This window comes from Streptomyces sp. TS71-3 (assembly GCF_018327685.1).
GTDB lineage: Bacteria > Actinomycetota > Actinomycetes > Streptomycetales > Streptomycetaceae > Streptomyces.
The window spans coordinates 2,448,990-2,469,196 of record NZ_BNEL01000003.1 but is presented as its reverse complement, the minus strand read 5'-3'; the positions used below and the strand labels follow the sequence as shown (position 1 = coordinate 2,469,196).

General features: G+C 72.4%; 9 protein-coding genes and 3 pseudogenes. 6 read left to right on the top strand and 6 right to left on the bottom strand.

Going from position 1 to position 20,207, the window contains the following annotated elements; all coding sequences use genetic code 11:
- Window positions 1-754: 754 nt before the first annotated feature.
- On the top strand, window positions 755-3,172 hold the full coding sequence (locus tag Sm713_RS41315) for a polysaccharide lyase family protein (RefSeq protein ID WP_283249841.1): 2,418 nt from the start codon (window positions 755-757) through the stop codon (window positions 3,170-3,172).
- 188 nt (window positions 3,173-3,360) lie between these two features.
- On the opposite strand, the gene Sm713_RS34570 is transcribed toward Sm713_RS41315, so the two are convergent.
- Window positions 3,361-5,127 carry an ABC transporter ATP-binding protein gene (locus tag Sm713_RS34570; protein ID WP_212913883.1) on the bottom strand — a complete coding sequence of 589 codons (1,767 nt, stop codon included), beginning with the start codon at window positions 5,125-5,127 and terminating at the stop codon, window positions 3,361-3,363.
- Window positions 5,124-5,879: pseudogene (locus Sm713_RS34565) on the bottom strand (ATP-binding cassette domain-containing protein); the annotation flags it as partial. The gene Sm713_RS34570 and the pseudogene Sm713_RS34565, both read right to left, overlap by 4 nt.
- Window positions 5,880-6,173: 294 nt before the next feature.
- Here Sm713_RS34565 and Sm713_RS34560 point away from each other — a divergent pair.
- The gene (locus Sm713_RS34560; protein WP_212913881.1) at window positions 6,174-9,566 is read left to right on the top strand and encodes a tetratricopeptide repeat protein; all 3,393 of its coding nucleotides are present in this window, start codon (window positions 6,174-6,176) and stop codon (window positions 9,564-9,566) included.
- 37 nt (window positions 9,567-9,603) lie between these two features.
- Here the strand turns inward: Sm713_RS34560 and Sm713_RS40995 are convergent, their stop codons facing one another.
- Entirely contained in the window at window positions 9,604-10,023 is a 420-nt protein-coding gene (locus tag Sm713_RS40995) for a hypothetical protein (protein ID WP_249416883.1), read from the bottom strand.
- A 133-nt stretch (window positions 10,024-10,156) separates the two neighbouring features.
- Window positions 10,157-10,603: pseudogene (locus tag Sm713_RS41860) on the bottom strand (enolase C-terminal domain-like protein); the annotation flags it as partial.
- 406 nt (window positions 10,604-11,009) lie between these two features.
- Here Sm713_RS41860 and Sm713_RS34545 point away from each other — a divergent pair.
- Window positions 11,010-13,913 carry a glycosyl hydrolase gene (locus Sm713_RS34545; protein ID WP_212913878.1) on the top strand — a complete coding sequence of 968 codons (2,904 nt, stop codon included), beginning with the start codon at window positions 11,010-11,012 and terminating at the stop codon, window positions 13,911-13,913.
- A gap of 112 nt (window positions 13,914-14,025) precedes the next feature.
- Here the strand turns inward: Sm713_RS34545 and Sm713_RS34540 are convergent, their stop codons facing one another.
- Window positions 14,026-14,865 (bottom strand): alpha/beta fold hydrolase, encoded by an 840-nt coding sequence (locus tag Sm713_RS34540; protein ID WP_212913877.1) that lies wholly within the window; start codon window positions 14,863-14,865, stop codon window positions 14,026-14,028.
- Between the two features lie 498 nt (window positions 14,866-15,363).
- On the opposite strand from Sm713_RS34540, the gene Sm713_RS34535 reads away from it, so the two are divergent.
- The gene (locus tag Sm713_RS34535; protein ID WP_212913876.1) at window positions 15,364-16,578 is read left to right on the top strand and encodes an ROK family transcriptional regulator; all 1,215 of its coding nucleotides are present in this window, start codon (window positions 15,364-15,366) and stop codon (window positions 16,576-16,578) included.
- Between the two features lie 494 nt (window positions 16,579-17,072).
- Window positions 17,073-18,119: a methyltransferase gene (locus Sm713_RS34530; RefSeq protein ID WP_212913875.1), complete on the top strand. Its 1,047-nt coding sequence runs from the start codon at window positions 17,073-17,075 to the stop codon at window positions 18,117-18,119.
- Between the two features lie 137 nt (window positions 18,120-18,256).
- Here the strand turns inward: Sm713_RS34530 and Sm713_RS34525 are convergent, their stop codons facing one another.
- Window positions 18,257-18,904 (bottom strand): Sua5/YciO/YrdC/YwlC family protein, encoded by a 648-nt coding sequence (locus Sm713_RS34525; protein ID WP_212913874.1) that lies wholly within the window; start codon window positions 18,902-18,904, stop codon window positions 18,257-18,259.
- Window positions 18,905-19,291: 387 nt separating this feature from the next.
- Between Sm713_RS34525 and Sm713_RS34520 the strand changes: the two are divergent.
- A pseudogene (locus Sm713_RS34520) lies at window positions 19,292-19,909 on the top strand (trimeric intracellular cation channel family protein); the annotation flags it as partial.
- Window positions 19,910-20,207 lie beyond the last annotated feature (298 nt).

Below are 20,207 nucleotides of genomic sequence, written 5' to 3'. Positions count from 1 at the left end.
GGTGAGCCAAGGGTGACCGGCTGGTCCTCGGCCGCCTGCCACCCTCCTCCCGTGCGGGCCGGTGCAGTTGCGGACGAGGGCAGCTTTGTGCGCAACCGGCGAGAAGTCAACATCTGTCCTTGCACGCTTTTGAAACGATGCATACCCCACAGATCCCGCCGGGAGGCACGCGGAGGGGAGGTCTCGACCACGGGCCGCGCCGGGCACCGACCAGCAGGTGAGGCCCCGGGCCGATCCATATCGTTTCAAGGCGCCGCCGCCGGGCCTCCACCCTCCGCCCGCCCCCGGAGGCCGACACACGGTCACGCGCGTCCGCCTCCGCACTCCAGACGACGCAACTCCGCGACCACCGTCCGAACGACTCCCCAAGGTGGCGTCTGAGCTGCGGTGTTGGCGGGAGACTTGGCGGCGGCTCGGTGTCCGCGCAGCTCCGGGCCCGTTCCCGACCCGTTCGGCAAGGGCTTTCGGCATCCCCTGACGCACCCCTTCCCTTCCGGGCACCCACTCGCTAGCTTGTGGCTCGAAAGCGCTTGCTTCATACGTTTCAATCGCCACCTGCGGCCGCATCACACCGGCCGATCGTCCGCCTCGGACCCGTCGGCTCGCCTGCCGAACCCGCCGGCTCGCCTGGCGGACCTGCCGGCTCGCCCGCCGGACGGCACCGCGCTGGAACGCGCCCGCCGGCGAGACCCCCGGGCCCGCTCGGCCCGCTCGTCCGTCCTTCCTGATCGCCATCAGTACGAGGAGTTCCGTGATGTCCTGGGAGCCAAGTCATCTGAGTCGTCGTTCCACGCTCGGCCTGATCGGCGCCGGAGCCGCGGCCACGGTCTGGGGCACGGAGGGCGCCGCGTCCGCCGAGGCCGCGGGGGCGGCGGGCGGCACCGGTGCCGCCGTCGGCGGCGGGCAGGTACGGGTACTGCTCGACGGCAAGCCCGCCGAGGTGGGCACGTACTCCTTCCCGGCACAGGTCGGGGAGGTGGTGCTGGACAACGGCCTGGCGCGGTTCGCCTTCGGCCGCGACGACGCCCAGGGCGGGGTCGTCACCGGCTGGAACGACGTCTCGATCACCGCGACCTCGGTGGTCGTGAACGGCACGGAACTGGCCCGCAACCTCAACGGCGTCGAGCCCCGCGACCCCGACCGCCAGCACTCCTTCTACGTGGACGCGGCCGGCGGCAAGTCCCGCCTGGTGTGCACCGAGATACGGGTCGTCCGGCTGGCGCACGACCTGGCCGAGGTGGTGTTCGCGGACGTCACCAGCGACCCGCTGCGCCACGAGCACCACCTGATCATGCGCGCGGGCGTGCGGGGCCTGTACGGCTACAACATCCTCACCGCCACCGCCGCCACCTCCATCAGCGAGGTGCGGATGAACACGCGCTGGGACCGCGCCGTCTTCGACCACGCCTTCAACTGGGAGCGCGGCAAGGGCCAGCAGCCCACGTACGCCTACCTCGCCACGCAGAAATCGATCCAGGACGAGACGTGGGAGGTCGACGGTGTCAACAACCCCGATCTGCCCTCCCCGGAGAACAACGCCGGCGGCCTGAAGCCGGGTGAGGTGTACACCAAGTACAACTGGAGCCTGTACCACTACCAGAACCCGATGTTCGGGCACTTCGGAAACGGCTTCGGCGTCTGGTTCACACCGCTGAGCGGCGTGTCCGACGAGACGCTGGCCGGGTTCTACGGCGTCGGACCGCAGCGGCAGGACCTGGCCATCCACCAGGACGCGCTGATCCTCAACTACTTCGGCGTCAACCACTACGGCCTGCCGAGCTACGCCCTGCCCGCCGGATACCGGCGGCTGTACGGCCCCTGGCTCACGTACCTCACCGTCGGGGACCCGCAGGACCCCGACCGCATGATCGACGAGGCGGCGGACACCGCTCGGCGGGAGATCGCGGCCAACCGCTCGGGATCCGCCTGGGTGAGCGACGCGCTGTACCCGGCGCCCGCCGAGCGCACGGAGGTGTCCGGGCGGATCCGGATCGCCGACGGGCGGCCGGCCGGCAATCTGTGGGTGCTGCTGACCACCCAGTCCCTCGCGGACGGCGCCGACGTCTACACCATCCACGAGCCCACCTACTTCGTGCGCACCCGCGCCGACGGCTCCTTCACCCTGCCCGGCATCCCCCCGGCCTGGAAGCCCGGCACCAGCGACCCCGGCACCTACACCCTCTACGTCTTCGCCGCCGACGGCTCGATCACCGGCCAGTACAAGCAGACGGGGCTCACCTTCCACGGCTCCCACCATGTGCTCCCGCCCCTCACCTGGACACCGGAGGAGCGCGGCACGTTCCTGTGGCAGCTGGGCCGCGCCGACCGCACCGGCGGCGAGTACGCCCTCGCGACGAAGTCGCCGGCGCGCCCGATGCCCCGGTCGTACGAGAAGCCGTCGCTCATCCCAGGCGGCCTGGACTTCACCATCGGCAAGAGCTGGGAGCCCACCGACTGGTACTACGCCCAGGTGAACGCGGGGACCTGGACCATCCACTTCCCGCTGGCCGAAGCGCCACAGGGGACGGCATACCTGACGGTGTCGTCGTCCATGCAGCAGGGCAAACCGCCGACCGTGGCGGTCAACGGCACCGCCACCGGCATCACCGGCTCGCTGCCCGCCCACAACGACTCCACCATCGGCCGCCAGGCCGACCGCAGCGGCTTCCCCGGTCTCGGCGTCCTGACCTTCCCGGCGTCGCTCCTCAAAGCCGGCGACAACACGATCACCTTCACCAACGGAGGAGGCGTCGGGCCGGACGCCGTCGAGCCGGTCTCCGACGGGTTCGGCTGGGACACCGTCGTCCTGGAGCTGGACGGGCCGGCCCGGCCCGCACGCCTGAGCGGCCGCGTCACCAGCCACGGCACCAGCCACGGCAGGGGCACCTGGCAGGTGGAGGTCACCAACCGGGGCTCCGGCCCCGCGAACGACGTCCGGCTCGGCTCCCTGCTCTGGTCCGACGGTGCCCGGACGGCGGACGAGGCTCCCTCGGTCGACGGCCCCGACCCGAACGCGTTCCCCGTGCCGGTGGTCGCGTCACTGGCGCCGGGCGAGTCGGCGACCGTCACCGTCGCGGTCGGCGGTGCCCGCCCGAGCGGCCGATTCGACCGGTTGCAGGCGTCCTTCTTCGCGAACGGAGGCCGGGTCAGCGGGGTCGCGCGGAGCGCATGAGGCCCGGAGGCCGATCGCGGAGGTCGTCCGCCGTCTGCTGGAGGAGGGCCGGACAGGGCTCACCGCCATCGGATTCGGCCGGGCAGGACCCGACGTCATCGGATTCGGCCGGGCAGGACGCGACAGCATCGGATTCGGCCCGGCAGCCTGAACCGTCCGCGGTTCAGGCTGCCGGGGATCAAGGGGCCCTACGACGGCCGCTCGCCGTGCCATGACCGCCACAGCGCGGCGTAGGCGCCGTCGGAGGTCACGAGGTCGTCGTGGGTGCCGAGTTCGGTGATGCGGCCGCTGTCCATCACGGCGATCCGATCGGCGTCGTGCGCGGTGTGCAGGCGGTGCGCGACGGCGATGACGGTGCGTCCCTTGAGTACGGCGGCCAGCGCGCGTTCGGTGTGGCGTGCGGTGTGCGGGTCGAGGAGTGCGGTGGCCTCGTCGAGTATCAGCGTGTGCGGATCGGCCAGCACCAAGCGCGCCAGGGCGAGTTGCTGCGCCTGCGCGCCGTCGAGCCGATGTCCCGCGGCGCCCAGCTCGGTGTCCAGGCCGTCCGGCAGCTCGTCGGCCCACTCGGCACCGACGGCGGCCAGGGCGGCGTGGAGTTCGGTGTCGGTGGCGGTCTCCGCCGCGATCAGCAGGTTGTCGCGGACCGTGCCGAGGAAGACGTGGTGTTCCTGGGTGATCAGGACGACCTGCCGGCGCAGCAGGTCGGGGCCGAGGTCGCGGATCGGGACACCGCCGACCGTCACCGTTCCGGTGCGGGGTGCGTCGATGCCCGCGAGCAGCCTGCTCAGGGTGGACTTGCCCGCGCCGCAAGGGCCGACGATCGCCAGCCGTTCGCCCTCCCGCACGGTCAGGTCGATGCCGTGCAGCACGTCGCCGCCGCCGTCGTAGCCGTAGCGGGCGCCGGTCACCTCGATGCGGTCGTCGGCGGGGGCGCGGGAGGTGCCCGCGGGGGCCCGGGACACCTGCGCCAGCCCCTCGATCCGGGCGAAGGACGCGCTGCTGCTCTGCAACTGCTCCAGACGCTGGAGGATCGTGTCCAGCGGGGCGGACAGCTGCCGCAGATACACCGCGGAGGCGACGACCGCGCCCAGGCTCATGGCGCCGTGGTCGTGCAGCACGCCGCCGACGAGCAGCACGGCGACCACCGGAACGGCGTAGGAGACGTCCACGGACGGGAGGAGCACGCTGCGCAGGAACAGCGTTCTCATCCGGGTGCGCCGGCACCTCTCGATCGCCGCCCGGCACGCGGTGATGCGTTGCTGCTGGAGCCCGAAGGCCTCGACGGTGCGCGCGCCGGAGGCCGTGGTCGCCACGAGCTCCGCGAGCACAGAATTGGCGGCTCCCACGGCGAGATAGGCGCGGCGCGCCCGGCGCAGGTACCAGTGGCCGGCGAAGTGGATGCCGCTCAGGCCCACGACCGCGCAGGCGCCGAGCAGCGGGTCGAGGGCGAAGACCGCGCCGAGGACGAACAGTGCCTGCACCGCGGCGATGAGCATGTCCGGCCTGATGTCCCGCAGGGTGACGGCGACCGACGCGATGTCCGTGCTGCCGCGGGTGGTCACATCGCCCGTTCCGGCACGCTCGACGACGGATGCCGGCAGCGCGAGCACGCGGTCGACGAACCGCTCCCGCACCCGCGCCGAGGTCCGCTCACCGAACCGGTCCCCCACCAACCGGGCGTAGCGCGTGAGCACCAGCTGGGCCACCGCGCACACGACGATGGCGAGCGTGAACCGGTCCACGGCCGTCGCACCCCCGCCCGCCCTGACGGTGTCGATGATCCGGCCGAGCAGCCACGGGCCGGCGAGGCCGGCGCCGACCGCCAGCGCGTTGAGGGCGATCAGACCGGTGAAGGCGCGTGTGTCGAGGCGGATCAGTTCGAGCGCGGCACGGCGCAGGTGGGACGGCTCTGCGACGGGGAGCTGCCCGGCCGCCTGCCCCGAGCGGGCGGTCATCGGGCGGCCTGCCGGGGCGGTTGTCCGTCTCCGTCCGGGTCCGTCTCGCCCTCCGCGCCGCGCGAGACCAGCCTTCGGTAGCCGGACTGGCCTCGGAGGAGTTCCCGGTGGCTTCCGGCGGCGGCTGCCTGGCCGTCGACGAGGTAGTACACGACGTCCGCCCGGTCCAGCAGGAGCGGTGAGGTGCTGGCGACCACGGTGGTACGGCCGTCGCGCACGGCGCGCAGCCGGGCCGCGACGGCCGCTTCGGTGTGCGCGTCCAGCGCCGAGGTGGGCTCGGTCGCCAGCAGTACCTCGGGATCGGCCAGTAGTGCCCTTACCAGGCGGACGCGCTGGCGCTGGCCGCCGGAGAGGTTGCGGCCCCGCGCGTCGATGGGCGAGTCGAGCCCGTCGGGCAGGCCGAGCACGATGTCGTCCGCCATGGCCGCGCGGACGGCCCCGGCGAGGGCGTCCTCGCTCCGTTCCCGGCGACCCGCGACCACCTCGCGCAGCGTGCCGGCGAACAGGTCGGCCTCGCTGTCGGCGACCAGGATGCGGTCGCGGACCTGTTCGAGGGCGATGCCGTCGAGCCGTACCCCGCCCCAGGTCGCCGCGGTGCCGGTGAACCGGCCGAGGCGGTCGATCACGGCCGCGGCCTCCGACGGCCGGGCGCTGACCAGCGCGGTCAGCTTGCCGGGCGCGACCTCGACGCCGGAGGCCGGATCGCGCAGGACGGAGGGCGGTCCGGGTGCGTCCGCGCCCGCCGCGGGCGCATGGGAGAGCACGAGGGGAGGCAGCGTCAGACCAACCATCCACGCGCTGCCCAACGCCGCCCCGGCCGCGCACCGGCCACGCTGGCAGGCGATCAGCCACCACAGATACCGGCCTGGGCCGCGCCGATCGGGGTTCCCCGGAACGATGGATGCATCGGTCATCCACCGCACCCTACGGGGGACTCAGAAGGCGGCGCTCGAAGTCGGCCGCGGCGCCCCGCACTTCCCCGCACCCCCGCCATACTCTTGGGCGTGACGCGGCGCGCGGCAGGCAGGGCAGCAGGGGGCGATGGCATGTCGGGATCGGGTCGTGAGCGTCCATCGCGTGGCGAGCTGATTCGAAAGCGTGCGCTGACACAGTTCGTGGGCAGGCGTGCGCAGTTGTCACTGTTCGTGGAGAACCTGGCGAGGGATCCGCTGTCGGAGGGGGATCCGGCGGATTTCCTGTTCCATGTGCGCGGGGTCGGCGGGGTGGGGAAGTCCACGTTGCTGCGGCAGTGGCGGGAGGCAGCTGGGCGGGCGGGTGTGGTGACCGCGCTGGTGGACGAGAACGATGTCAACGGCGTACCACAGGCACTGTCGGAGGTGGTCCGGCAGCTGGCAGAGGAGGCGGGCCCTCTGAAGGGGTTCGACCGAGCGGCCGAACAGTTCCGCCGGGAGCAGGAGGCTGCCACCGAGTCGGCGTCAGCAGAGGAAGCCGGCGCGGCCGAAGCCGGCGCGTCGTTGTCGAGCCGGCTGGTGGCACAGGCCACGCTGGGGGCGGTGTCGTTGATTCCCGGAGCCTCGACGGTGGCCGCCATGGCGAATCCGGAGGCCGCGGCGCAGGGGCTGGATCGGCTGCGGGCAAGTGCCGGGGCCAGGGGGCGTCGGAAGCGCGGGGGTGACGTGGCCGCGCTCAGCGAGGCGTTCGTCGCCGAGTTGGACCGGCTGTGCGACCAGTACCGGTGGGTGGTGCTGTTCTTCGACACCTGGGAGCAGACCAACCGTTATCTGGACGGGTGGTTGCGCGATCTGCTCCAGGACGCCTTCGGGCTGCTGCCGGCCAACGTGATGGTGGTGCTCGCGGGGCGTGACGAGCTCACGGAGCGGGACTGGGCGCCGTTGCGGGCCGTGGTGGCGGATGTTCCGCTGGAGGTGTTCACGGAGGCCGAGACACGGGCGATGCTCGCCGCACGTGGGGTGACCGAGCCCGGGGCGGTGGAGGCGGTGCTCCAGCTCTCGATGGGGCTGCCACTGCTCGTGGAACTCTGCGCGCTGACACGGCCCACGACCGCCGAGGTCGTGGACCAGGGCGGAGACGCCGTGGACGCGGCCGTCGAGCGTTTCGTGCTGTGGATCGGCGATCCGCGGCAGCGGGACGCGGTGCTGGCGTGCGCGCTGGCGCCGCAGTTGAACGAGGACGTGTTCGCCGCCGCCGCACCTCCGGAGGCACAGGGCCTGTGGGGGTGGCTGTGCGGGCAGCCGTTCGTCAGCGGCCACGGCGACTTCAAGCAGTACCACGCAGTGGTACGGGCGAGCATGGTGCGCCGCGAGCGCACCCGTTCGCCCGAGCAGTGGGCCACGGCACACCTCCGCCTCGCCGACGCACACCTCGCCTGGCGAACCGACGCTGAGCAGGGCATCCCCGAAGCGAAGCGGTGGGGCGATCCCCGGTGGCGCCAGCACCGCCTGGCCGAGACCTTCCACCGGCTGTGTGCGCACCCCGCAGCCGAAATCGAGGCAGCCCTGGAGCAGACCGCTCATGCCGCCGGACAGGACGTGCCGGTACTGCGACGGTGGACCGACACCTGGGAACAAGCAGCTCGCGACACGGACGATCCCACTCTCCTCGCCTGGGCGCACCGCCTCCAGAACGCCGCGGCAGACGACGATCCCAGCCTCGCCTCTCTCACCGCCCTGCTGACCCACGCCCAGCTGACGCCCACCGCCCGGGCTTGGGTTCACACCTACCGCGGTCGGCGCCTCTACCTGGCGGGGCGCGGCGAGGAAGCTCTCGCCGATCTCGATCGCGCCGTCGCCGCCGCCCCGCACAACCATCAGGCCTCGGCCTACCGGGGCGACGTCCACCGCTCGCTCGGCCACCTCGACGAGGCCGTCGCCGACTTCACCACTGCCCTCGACCACGACCCCACCGACTCCCTGGCCCTCGTTCAGCGAGGGGAGACGCACCGGGTGGCGGGCTGCTTCGACGAGGCCATCGCCGACTTCACCACTGCCCTCGACCTCAACCCCACCGACGCCTGGGCCTTGGCCTGTCGGGGCTACACGCACCAGCTCGCAGGCCGCTTCGACGAGGCCGTCGCCGACTTCACCACTGCCTTCGGCCTCGACCCCGCCGACTCCCTGGCCCTCGTTCTGCGAGGGGAGGCACACCGGCTGGCGCGCCGCTTCGACGAGGCCATCGCCGACTTCACCACTGCCCTCGACCTCAACCCCACCGACGCCTGGGCCTTCGTCGGTCGGGGCCACGCCTACCGGGAAGCGGGTCGCCTCGACGAGGCCATCGCCGACTACACCGCCGCCCTCGACCACGATTCCACCCGCGCCTTGGCCCTCGTTCAGCGGGGCTACACGCACCGGGAGGCGCGCCGCCTGGACGAGGCCATCGCCGACTACACCGCCGCCCTCGACCACGACCCCACCCACGCCTCGGCCCTCGCCGAGCGGGGGGAGACGCACCGGATGGCGGGCCGCCTCGACGAAGCCATCGCCGACCTGACCGCCGCCCTCGACCTCGACCCCGCCTACGCCTTCGCCTTTGTCTGTCGGGGCCACGCGCACCGGATGGCGCGCCGCCTCGACGAAGCCATCGCCGACTTCACCGCCGCCCTCGCCCTCAGCCCCGCCTACGCCTTGGCCCTCGTTCACCGAGGGAGGGCGCACCGGCTGGCGGACCGCTTCGACGAGGCCATCGCCGACTTCACCGCCGCCCTCGCCCTCGACCCCGCCTACGCCTTGGCCCTCACCGAGCGGGGGGAGACGCACATGTGGGCGGACCGCCTCGACGAAGCCGTCGCCGACCTGACCGCTGCCCTCGACCTGGACCCCGCGGACGCCTTGGCCTTCGACGCCCGGGGTGACGCGCACTGGCAAGCGGGCCGCCTCGACGAGGCCATCGCCGACTTCACCGCCGCCCTCGCTCTCAACCCCACCAACACCTTTACTCTCGTTCAGCGAGGGAGGGCTCACCGGCATGCAGGCCGCCTGGACGAGGCCGTCGCCGACCAGACCGCTGCCCTCGCTCTCAACCCCACGGACGCTTCGGCCCACATCGAGCGAGCGAAGGCACACCAACAGGCAGGCCGCTACCCACGTGCGCGGGAGGACTTCGAACTGGCTGCCGCGACCAAACCCGACGATCCTCACCTGCTTTTCGCAGAACTGCTGCTGGACACGGTGACATCGGGACCCGAGGCATGTGCGGAACGGTGGACCGAGCTGCTCGGTTCCCCGGTGGTGACGGCCCAGGAGAATACGACCGGGTTCTTCGACCTGTTCCGGGTGCTGCTCCTCGAACCTGAGAACAACGTGGCGGAAGCAACCGAGGTGTTCCTGTCACGAGGCCGGTATCACGACACCATCACTGACGTGCGCCTGTACCTGGATGAGCTCTCCACCGTAGGTGGGGAACTGGCGGACCGCGCGCGGCAGTGCCGCCAGCTCATCGTGGAATACACCCCGGAATGAGCAAGAGATCGCGGGCAGCGCCGGCAGGTCCACCCGCTCAGAACGTGCCGGGCCTGCGCGGATCGCCCGTCATGGCGACCGGGTCGACCCAGACGGCGAACTGCTCGCTGCTGACACCGTGCCTGAGGGCCACCGTCTCGATCTCGTCACCGGACTCCAGCGCGTCGGCGGTGACGGCCGCGGCAGCGTGGTAGCCGATGTGCGGGGAGAGCGCCGTCGTCAGCATGACGCTCCGGCGGACGTCGGCTGGGCCCTTGCCGGTGGCCGAGAGGCCGTGCAGGCACTGCCGGGTGAGGTTCCGCACCGCGCTCGCGAGGAGTCCGATCGACTGGAGGGCCGCGTCGATCACGACCGGCATCATGACGTTGAGCTCCAGCACGCTGCCCGTCTGGGAGAACTTCACCGTCGCGTCGTTGCCCACCACACGGGCGACGACCATCGTGAGGGACTCGATCACCGACGGCGGTACCTTGCCGGGCAGCGGGGTGCCGATGCCGACCGGCTTCCTCGCCGCCCTGGTGCGGCTGAAGCGACGAGTGCGGGGTGCAGGGGATGCCCGCGGTGTCGGCCATCTCCGCCACCCGGCGGGCCCGGCTGAGGCCGCTGAGGTAGCAGACGTCCGGCTGGATCACGTCGACGAGGCGCTCCGCGATCATGCGGCGGACGATCTCCAGCGAGAACTCCTGCTCGGCCGCCGCGATCGGCAGGTCGAGCTGCTGGGCCACGTAGCCCATGTCGTCCAGCTCCCAGCTGGGGTTGGGCTCCTCCAGGTGGTAGAAGCCGTACTCCTCAAGGCGGCGGCCCACCGCGACCGCGCCGCCGGGCGAGTACGCGCCGTTGGCGTCGGCGTTGAGCAGGAACGCATCGCCGAAGGTCTTCCGCACGGCCGGTACGAGCTGTGCCGTGGGGCCGTTCCACAGCTCGGCGTCGCGGCCGTTGCGCACCCCGACCTTGATCTTCGCGGCGGTGAAGCCGTAGCCCTCCACGGCGTCGCCGATCCGCCGCAGCTCCTCACGAACGGGTGTCTGGCGGCTCATGCTGGACGCGTACACCGGCACCCTGCCGCGGAAGGCCCCGCCGAGCAGCCGGGACACGGGCTGGCCGGTGAGCCTGCCCCCGAGGCCCCCCAGGGCGGTGTCGATGCCGCTGATCACGCGCATCAGGAAACCGCCGGTTAACAAATTCCGTAAAACGATATCCATCCAGCGGGCCGAACCGTCCGCCACCGACCTTCGGACGGGCTCCCGCTCGCACCTGGAGCGGTGTATTGAAACGTTGCACGGGTCTTGTGACGGGGCGCGCGCTGTGCGACGGTCGAGCGGCGATCTTCTGGAGCGCGGTCCTGGCCGGTTCGTTGCGCTGCCGGTGGGCCGGCGGTGGCGTGCGCCTCCGCGCGGCCGGTGGCGACCGGGGCGGGGCCGCCCTGTCGATGAGGAGTGGACCGTGATCCGCCGCCGCGATGTCCTTCGAGGATCAGCCGTTCTGACCGCCGCCGCGCTGGCGCCGGGTGCCCTGGGCAGCGCCGCGGCCGAGGCGGCGGCGCCACCTGCCGCAGCAGGTCTTGACTGGGGCCCCTTCACCCACGAGATGCGCCCCTGGACCCGCTGGTGGTGGCTGGGCAGCACCGTGACCGAGGCCGGACTCCGGGCGCACCTGGGGCAGTTCGCCGACGCCGGCTTCGGCGGCGTCGAGATCCAGCCGATCTACGAGGCCCAGGGCTACGAGGACCGGATCCTGCCCTACCTGGACGCGAGATGGCTCGACGCCCTGGACGCCACCACCCGACACGCCCGGGACCTGGGGCTCGGCGTGGACCTGACCACCGGCTCCGGCTGGACCATGGGCGGACCCTGGATCACCCCGGAGATCAGCGCGGGCCGCGCGCTCACGGAGCAGTGGGAGCTGTCCGGCGGCGAGCGCCTCGGCGCTCCCGTGCGCGCCGTCCAGCCGCCCCACCCCGGCCTCGTCGACGAGGAGAAGCTCTCCCGCCCCGACCTGCGCCCGCCGATGCAGCCGCTGCCCGAGCCGCCGCTCGCCGCACTGGTGGCCCGCGAGAGCGGCACCGGCGAGACCCTCGACCTCACCGCGCACGTCACCGCCGACCGGACCCTCGACTGGACCGCGCCGGACGGGCACTGGCAGCTCACCGGGGTGTTCAGCGGGTGGGTGCTCAAGCGGGTGGAGCGGGCCGGGCCCGGCGGCAAGGGGCTGCTGGCCGACTACTTCGACGAGGCGTCGATCCGCCACCACCTCGACCACTTCGGCGACGCGGTCGGCAAGGGGCCGCGCGGCGTGCGGGCCCTCTTCCACGACTCGTTCGAGCTGGAGGCCACCGACTGGACGCCCGCCGCGGTATCGGAGTTCGCCCGGCTGCGCGGCTACGACCTCGTGCCGCACCTGCCGAAGCTCTTCGGCACGGTGGGGGACGCCGATGTCCGGGCCCGGGTCCTGTCGGACGTCAGGGAGACGTTTTCCGACCTGTTTTTGAAACGTTTCGCGGAGCCGTGGGCCAGCTGGAGCGCCGAGCGGGGCTGGCTGGTGCGCAATCAGGCGCACGGCTCGCCCGCCAACCTCCTGGACATCTACGGGGCCGCGGACATCCCCGAGACCGAGTACCTCGGCGCCGAAGCCCTCGACATCCCGGGGCTGCGGAAGGGCGCGGGCACGGTCACCCCGCCCAAGTCGCTGGTGTGGCGCTTCGCCTCGTCGCCGGCGCACCACCAGGGCGGGCACCTGGTGGGCGCGGAGACGTCCACCTGGCGCGACGAGCACTACCACGTGTCGCTGTCGCAGGTGAAGCCACTGGTGGACGTGTTGTTCTCGGCCGGGGTCAACCACGTCGTCTTCCACGGCACGGCGTACTCCCCCGAGGACGCGCCATGGCCCGGCTTCTCGTTCTACGCGTCGACCGAGCTGAAGCCCGCCAACACCCTCTGGCACGACCTGCCCGAGCTGACGGGGTACATCACGCGCTGCCAGTCCGTCCTGCAGAGCGGCACGCACGGCAACGACGTCCTCGTCCTGTGGCCGCAGCACGACCTGTGGGCGCTGCCCGACGCGGGCCTCGGGAAGGCCGCCGAGGACGTCGAGCTGACGCCCGACTACAAGTGGCAGGGCGACCCGTGGATGTACGGCCAGGTGACCGCCGCGGGCGGGATCGCGGCCGGCCTCGAAGCGCGCGGCTGGCAGTTCGACTGGGCGTCGGACCGGCAGCTCGCGCGGTTCCACGGCAGCGGCTCCGGAGTGGCGAACGCCCACACCCGGTACGCCGTGGTCGTGGTGCCCGGCGCGAAGCTGATGCCGCTGCCGACCCTGCAGAAGCTGCACGACCTGGCGGTGGCGGGCGCGACCGTCGTCTTCGCCGGCGACCTGCCCACCGACGTGCCGGGCCTCGCCGACCTCGCGGGGCGCCGGGCGGCGTTCGCCCGGCTGCGGGACGCGCTGCGGGCGCACCCCGCCGGAGGCCGGGACGGCACGTACCGGGTGGGCGCGGGCCGGGTGGTGGTGGCCGCGGGGGACACCGACCTGGACCGCGCCCTCGCCGGCGCGTCGGCGGCGCGCGAGCCGGTCGCGGACTCCGGGCTGCGCGTGCTGCGGCGGCGGCACGCGCGGGGCCGGCACTACTTCCTCGCCAACGTGACGGCGGAGCGGGTCGACGGCTGGTTCCCGCTGGGCACCGCGGCGGACGCCGTCGGGGTGCTCGATCCGCTGCGGGACGTCCACGGGGTCGCCGAGACCCGCCGCCACGGCGGGAGTGTCCAGGTGCGGCTGCGGCTGGATCCCGGGCAGTCGGTGATCCTGCGGACCTTCGACCGCGGGCGGCTGAACGGGCCCGGGTACCGGCCGTTGATCGCGGACGGCGACGGGCACCCGCTCTCCGGGGCGTGGACGCTCTCGTTCACCGACGGCGGGCCCGCGCTGCCGCCCTCGCACCGGCTCACCGAGCTGGTGTCATGGCCCGAACTGGGCGACGCCGAGGCGGCCTTCTCCGGCACGGCCCGCTACACCCTGGCCTTCACCGCCCCGGAGGCCGCGGGGAACGGGGCGGGCTGGGCCCTCGACCTGGGCGATGTCAGGGAGAGCGCGCGGGTGCGGCTGAACGGGCAGGACCTGGGCACGGCGTGGGCCCTGCCGTTCCTGCTGCCGGTGGCGGGGGCGCTGCGGGACGGTGAGAACGTCCTGGAGGTCGACGTCACCAACCTCGCGGCCAACCGCGTCAGGGACCTGGCCCGGCGGGGCGAGCTGCGCACCGACTTCTACATGAGCTGGCGCACGACAGCGCCGGACCAGTGGGATCCGATGCCCTCGGGTCTGCTCGGCCCGGTGCGGCTGGTGCCGCTGGCCTGAGCGGGGGGCCGGTGCCGCTGAGCCGACGACCGCCGGGGCGCTGCGGACCCCGGCGGCTCACTCGCGCATGGGTGAGGCACCCGGCAGATCGGCCGCGTCCCCCGCGACCGCCTCACGACTGGCTCAGAAGCACGTCGGTGACCGCGCGGGTGAACTGCGCCGGCTGTTCGACGTGGCCGAAGTGGCCGCTGTGTTCGAGCACGGTCAACCGTGCTCCGGGGATGCCGTCCCGCAGCATCACGGACCAGCGGGGGCCGCAGATGAAGTCGCGCCGGCCCGCGATCACCACGGTCGGTGCGGTGATCTCCCCCAGCCTGCCGCGGACGTCGAACGGCTCCGCGCCGGGTGCGGTGGCGGGCTCGGCGAAGATGCGCACGCTCGCGAGGAAGTCGGCGAACTCGGTTTGCCGGGCCCAGAAGTCGGCGAAGTACACCGGCAGCGCCTCGCGCAGCAGGGCCGTGACCTGCTCGTCGCCGGCCGCGCCGAGCGCGCTCTGGAACGCCGCCGGGACGCCGGCCGCCTCGGGCTGCTCCGGGTAGACGTCCGGGTAGGCGTTCAGCGCCGCCATCGCGGCGGCCCACCAGTCCGGGCCGGCGACCGGGGAGGTGTGCGAGAGGACCAGACCGGCCAGCCGGTCCGGGTGGTCCAGCGCGTACCGCTGGGCGACGAAGCCTCCGTGTGAGTGGCCCAGCAGATGCACCTTCGGCTCGCCGAGGTGGTCGATGAGGGCGGCCAGGCAGTGAACGTACGTGTCGAGGCTGTAGGCCGCCGGCCGGCCGGACGATCCCGTGCCCACCGGCTCGGGGTAGACGACGGTGAAGCGCTTCTCCAGCTCCGGAGAGCGGAGGTAGGCGTAGTCGAAGCCCGGGCCACCGGGATGGGCGACGAGCGTCGGCCCGTCCCCCGTCACGTGGTAGTTCATCCGGACGCCGTCGACGCTTATGGAACTCATGGGCGGTGCTTCCTGCTTGGGTGGGGCGGCTGATCGGGCCCCACGGTACATCCGCCGACGTCGCTGTCCGCCCATGAGGCAGCGGGTGCGGCCCGGCCCGTTTCCGCCTTCGTACTGGTCTTGTGACGTGGTGACGGGGGCCGGGCCGCGAAGAGCAATAAGTGTCCCTCCTGGAGCTGTTTTCACCCTCTGCCGCCGGCTCGCGGCCTCGTAGCTTTGCTGCTGAGCCGTGCTCAGGCACGCGCCCGTAAGGGGTCCTTGCACTATGCCCGCCCGGCTCGCGTGGTCTGGTGCCGCACCTCGCCGCGTTGCCGAAAAGTCCTGGTAGCTCCTCCCCCACTCTCGACTTCGCTCGAGCGGGGGGGACCCCCATCAAGGACTCTCCGGCGCCGTGCGATGCACGGCACCAGACCACGCGCCCTATCGGACGCTCATAGTGCAAGGACCCCTAAGGCACAGTGAGGGGGCTCCGTGAGTTACTCGACGGGAGCGAAGACCATGCAACGCGCTACGCGACGCGCACAACACGAGGAACGCGTCCTGGACCTGTTGCGCAGGTCAGGCCCGCTCACCCGAGCCGAACTCGGAGATCTGAGCGGTCTGTCGCGCACCACGCTCTACGACGTCGTGGCGTCGCTCGTGGACGGCGGTGTCCTCACCGTCTCCGTTCCCCAGGACGAGCGGCGCAAGCGGGGGCGCCCGGCGGAGAGGCTCCACCTCACGCCCGCGGCCGACCACGTGGTCGGCGTCGACTTCGGCCGGCACGAGGTCAGGGTGGCTGCCTACGACGTCGGGACCGAGGCGGCGCGGACGGCCGCAGAACCGCACGGCCCGGACCTGCCGTGGGAGCGACGCGTGGACATCGCGTGGGGACTGACCGTCGCTCTCACCGGCAGGGCGCCCTCGGCCGGTGCGTTCAAGGCAGTCGGCGTGGGACTGGCCGACCCCGGGGGCCGGCCGCCCGACGCGACCGACCGGAAGCTGGTCCTGTCCCTGGTACGGGAGCGCTTCGGGGCCGTGGCACGGGTCGAGGCCACCAGCCGGCTGACCGCACTCGCCGAGTCGGCCTGGGGAGCCGCCGCAGGGGAACGGAACATGCTGTACGTGCACCTGTCGCACGGGGTCGCGGGCGGACTGATCGTGAACGGTGCCCTGCACCGCGGTGCGCACGGCGTGTCGGGCGAGCTGGGCCACATCACCGTCGTGCCGGGCGGCGCGCCCTGTGCCTGTGGACGCACCGGGTGCCTGGAGACGGTCGCGGGCATCTCGGGCGTGCTCGGCGCCTACCGCGCGGCCGGTGGAGCGGCACACGACCTGAGCGGCTTCGTCGCGTCGCTCGGCGCGGGGGACGGTATCGCCCTTGCCGTTCTGGAGGAGGCAGGTGCCCAGGTCGGCCGGGTGCTCGCCGGGGTGTCCAATGTCATCGGCCCCCGGGTGATCGTGATCGGCGGCGAGCTCATCCGGACCGGCCCCACCCTGATGAACGCCATCAGGCGGGCTTTCGAGGAGCACGTCCTGTCGTGGCCGCGCTCCCGGATCAGCCTGCGCCCGGCGGCACTGGCGGAGACGGGCCCCGCCCTGGGTGCCGTCTGCCAGGCACTCCCCCAGCGCCCCACGGCACTCGGCCGTCTCGCACCGCGAGAAGGCGGGGCGGGTGCTCCTCCGTGCGTTCCGGCTCAGGCTCTCGGCCCGCGGACTCTCGCCACGGTGTGAGCGTGCGGCGCACGGCCCCCGGTTCCACGGGAACGTTGCCGGGGTGGGCGCTTGCCGGGGGCGGTGGCGTGCACGGGCCGGTCGGCGGCTACCGGCCACGCCGGGTTTTATCCGGGTGGCGCGCATTTCTTCCACCCCGGTGCGCCGCTCGTGCCTGTGTGATCCGACCGAAAATGGCATGGCGGGGTGCCTCACCGGGGCGTGGCATCTCGTGGCAACCCGCCCCTGAATTCCGACCTGAAATCCGAGAGGTCCCACCCCGGAGGCGTTCGGCGCGCCACCGGCCGGCTCCACCACGCGCATTCCCGGGATCCGGGCCTGTCCTCGGCTGCCGCGGGCCTCCGGATATCACGAGTGCCACGTCCGCCGTGGATCCGGTCCGGGCTGCCGGAGCGGCTGCGGATGGCGCCGGAGCAACGGGTCCCCGGCCGCACCCTCTCGGTTTCACATTCGAAGTTCCATATTCGAAGTTCCACATTCGAAAGAGACATGGCATGACCTTCTTCGAGCATCCCTTCGTCGCAGCCGGTTCCTCCGAGCCGCCCGTCGGCGACACGGGCCGGATGATGCAGATGATCACGGGATACTGGGTCACCCAGGTGGTCCGGACCGCGGCCGAGTTGCGCATCGCGGACCATCTCCACGACGGCGGAGCCACCGCCGCCCAGGTCGCCACCGCGGAGTCGCTGGAGCCCGGCTCGGCCTTCAGGTTCCTGCGGGCCTGCACGTCCCTCGGCCTGGCCACGTCCACCGACGGTGAACGGTTCGAGAGCACGTCCCTCCTGGAGACGCTGCGCACCGACGTCCCCGGGTCCCTGCGTGACCTGGCGCTGTGGAGCGCGGAGTCCCACTGGCTGCCGTGGGGGCACCTGGCCGACGCGGTACGCACCGGGGAGCCCAGCGCGCAGGCCACGCTCGGCGCCCCGTTCTTCGACTGGCTGGCGGGCGAGCCGGGGGAGGCCACCGTCTTCACCAACGCCATGACCGCCCTGACGCGGGGCCTGGCCCACCAGCTGGCCGACGTGATCGACCTGAACGGCGCCGAGACCGCCGTGGACGTCGGCGGCGCCGGCGGAAACCTCGTCCAGACGCTCATGCAGCGGCATCCGTCACTGACCGGGAAGGTCCTCGACCTCGCTCATGTGAGGGACGAGGCAGACGCCTCGGCCGACGCGCTGGGTGTCGCGGACCGCTTCACCTTCGTCGGCGGCGACTTCCTCGACAAGGTGCCGTCCGGGGACCTGCACCTGCTGAAGTTCGTCCTGCACGACTGGGACGACGACACCTGCGTCCGCATCCTCCGCAACTGCCGGACGTCCCTCAACCCCGCCGGCCGCGTCCTGGTGATGGAACTCCTGGTCGACGGGGTGGGCAAACCGGGCCTGGAGCCGCTGATGGACCTGAACATGCTGACGATGTCGACCGGGCGGGAGCGGAGCGTCGCCGAGTTCGAGGCCGTGTTCGAGGAGGCCGGTCTCAGGCTCGACCGCGTGACGCCCTCGGCCTCCCTGGTCTCCGTCCTGGAGGCGGTGCCCGCCTGAGGCACACCGCGGCGGGCTGAGCCCCGCTGCCCTCCCCCGGGCCGGGCGTGCCGTCGCGAACCGGCGGACGGCATGCCCGGCTCCGGGGTGCCCCGCGCCGAGGGGAGCGGGTTCGGGTCGAGCGGCTCCAGCCGGTCCTACGGCCGGCTCGCCGCGGGACGGCGCAGGGCCGCCAGGTACGCGGCCTCGTCGCCGTCGAACCCCTCGTCGTTGACGCCGTGTCGCACGAGGGTGAGATCGCCGTCACCGGACACGCGGACGATCGTCGCGGAACCGTGCTTCCGGGCGGGGTCGCGCAGGTGGTCGCCGTCGACGACCAGCAGCCGTCCGCCGAACACCCCGTCCGTCTCCGATGCCGTCACGGCCGTGGGTTTCCCCGTCGGGTTCGCACTGCTGACATACAGGCGGCCCGTCTCCAGGAGAACGTCCCGCAGTTCGGGCAGCCAGGAACCCATCAGGCCGACGTTCCCATCCGTGTGGGCACGGTTCTGGGCCAACCATGCGGGAGCGTCGTCGACCAGCGGCGCGAAGACGTTGAGCCGTTCCTCGGTGCACAGCCGCACCACCGTCGCGATGTGCTCGGGGCCCATGGCGAGGTGGGGTGCGATGTCCTCCATGCCACGCGTGACAAGGCCCAACGGCTGGTCCGCCGGCCGTCCCTTGGCGCGATTCACGGCCCCCACGTCCGCCGCGACGACCGCGTAGGGCAGCGGAGAGGGAAGCGGCACGGCCACCGCGTCGCCGGCGTGCAACGCCATCAGCACCCGCTCGGCGGCGCCGTGCATGGGGATTATCACTGTCCACTCCCATTCTCATCGACGTGCTTGCGCCACCCGGCCCCGATCCTGGCCGGTGACGACGACCGCGTCACCGCGATCCTCCTGCCCCCGCCTCGAATGATAGGTACGCCAATAGGGACGGACGCAGCCCATCCGATCGCCGCGCGATTTGTTCCGGGCCGTAGGGAATTCCTCCCGGTTTCCCTGCCTTGTGTCCGCCGGCCGGCGGCCCGCATGCTCGGTTGATCCGGCCTCAGCACGCGCTAGCCCATGGCCATGCCGCTTGTGCTCACCGATTTCGTGGCGGCGGCTCGTACGGGAACACCGGGTCCCGAGTCCGAAACGGTCGCCGCCGCCGGGCTCTTTCCGCACCATCGAAAAGGAACCTCATCGATGCCCATCGACGGGCTCGCCGGCACCGTCCAGTACGCGATGGACCTGATGGGCATCTGCGCCTTCGCCCTGTCCGGCGCCTACCTCGCGGTGCGCAAGGACTGCGACGTCTTCGGCACCATCGTCCTCGCGGAGGCGGCGGGGCTGGGCGGGGGCGTGTTCCGGGACCTGGTCATCGGCGTGACCCCGGCCGCCTTCACCGACCTCGGGTACTTCCTGACACCGCTGATCACCGCGCTGGCCGTCTTCTTCACCGCTCCGCTCAGGCACGAGGAGACCTGGTACGAGCTGTTCGACGCCGCCGCCCTCGGCCTCTTCAGCGTCACCGGAACGATCAAGACGCTCACCCATGGCTTCAACCTGCTGGCGGCCACCACTCTCGGCATCTCCAGCGCCGTGGGCGGCGGCGTGATCAGCAGCATCCTCGTCCTGGAGGTGCCGACGCTGCTGCTCTGGAACCGCGACCTGTACGCGCTGCCGGCCCTCGCGGGCGCGGGCACGGTCGCCGTGCTGCACCACACCGACAGGTTGAACACCGGCACCGCGGTCGCCGCTGTCCTGTCCGCCTTCGGCCTGCGGCTGCTGGCTCTGCGGTACGGCTGGCGCACGCCGCGCTCCCGCGTCTGGCGCAACCCGTTCGCGGGCATGCGGCAGGCGCCGGCTCCGCACCCCGCCGATGCAGCCCTCTCGGAGGACACGGTCACCGTGCGCAGGCCGGACTTGGACAGGCACGGGACCGTCCACCCGCACGCGGAGGACACGGACAGCCGCGACGCCGCGCATCCGCACCAGGAGGGCACGATCCGGCTCCGCAGGGAGGCGTCCTTCCGGACTCGCAAGCAGCCGGAGCAGCGGCGCGACGGCTGAACCCGATCCGGAGCGAACGGGGCGGGGCGCTGTGCGCGCAGGCGAGCTG

What these genes read in the sequence shown, in the direction of transcription:
- Sm713_RS41315 (WP_283249841.1), top strand. Translation starts at nt 755, where the DNA reads ATGTCCTGGGAGCCAAGTCATCTGAGTCGTCGTTCCACGCTCGGCCTG.
- Sm713_RS34570 (WP_212913883.1), bottom strand. Translation starts at nt 5,127, where the DNA reads ATGACCGCCCGCTCGGGGCAGGCGGCCGGGCAGCTCCCCGTCGCAGAG.
- Sm713_RS34560 (WP_212913881.1), top strand. Translation starts at nt 6,174, where the DNA reads ATGTCGGGATCGGGTCGTGAGCGTCCATCGCGTGGCGAGCTGATTCGA.
- Sm713_RS34540 (WP_212913877.1), bottom strand. Translation starts at nt 14,865, where the DNA reads ATGAGTTCCATAAGCGTCGACGGCGTCCGGATGAACTACCACGTGACG.
- Sm713_RS34535 (WP_212913876.1), top strand. Translation starts at nt 15,364, where the DNA reads ATGCAACGCGCTACGCGACGCGCACAACACGAGGAACGCGTCCTGGAC.
- Sm713_RS34530 (WP_212913875.1), top strand. Translation starts at nt 17,073, where the DNA reads ATGACCTTCTTCGAGCATCCCTTCGTCGCAGCCGGTTCCTCCGAGCCG.
- Sm713_RS34525 (WP_212913874.1), bottom strand. Translation starts at nt 18,904, where the DNA reads ATGCACGGCGCCGCCGAGCGGGTGCTGATGGCGTTGCACGCCGGCGAC.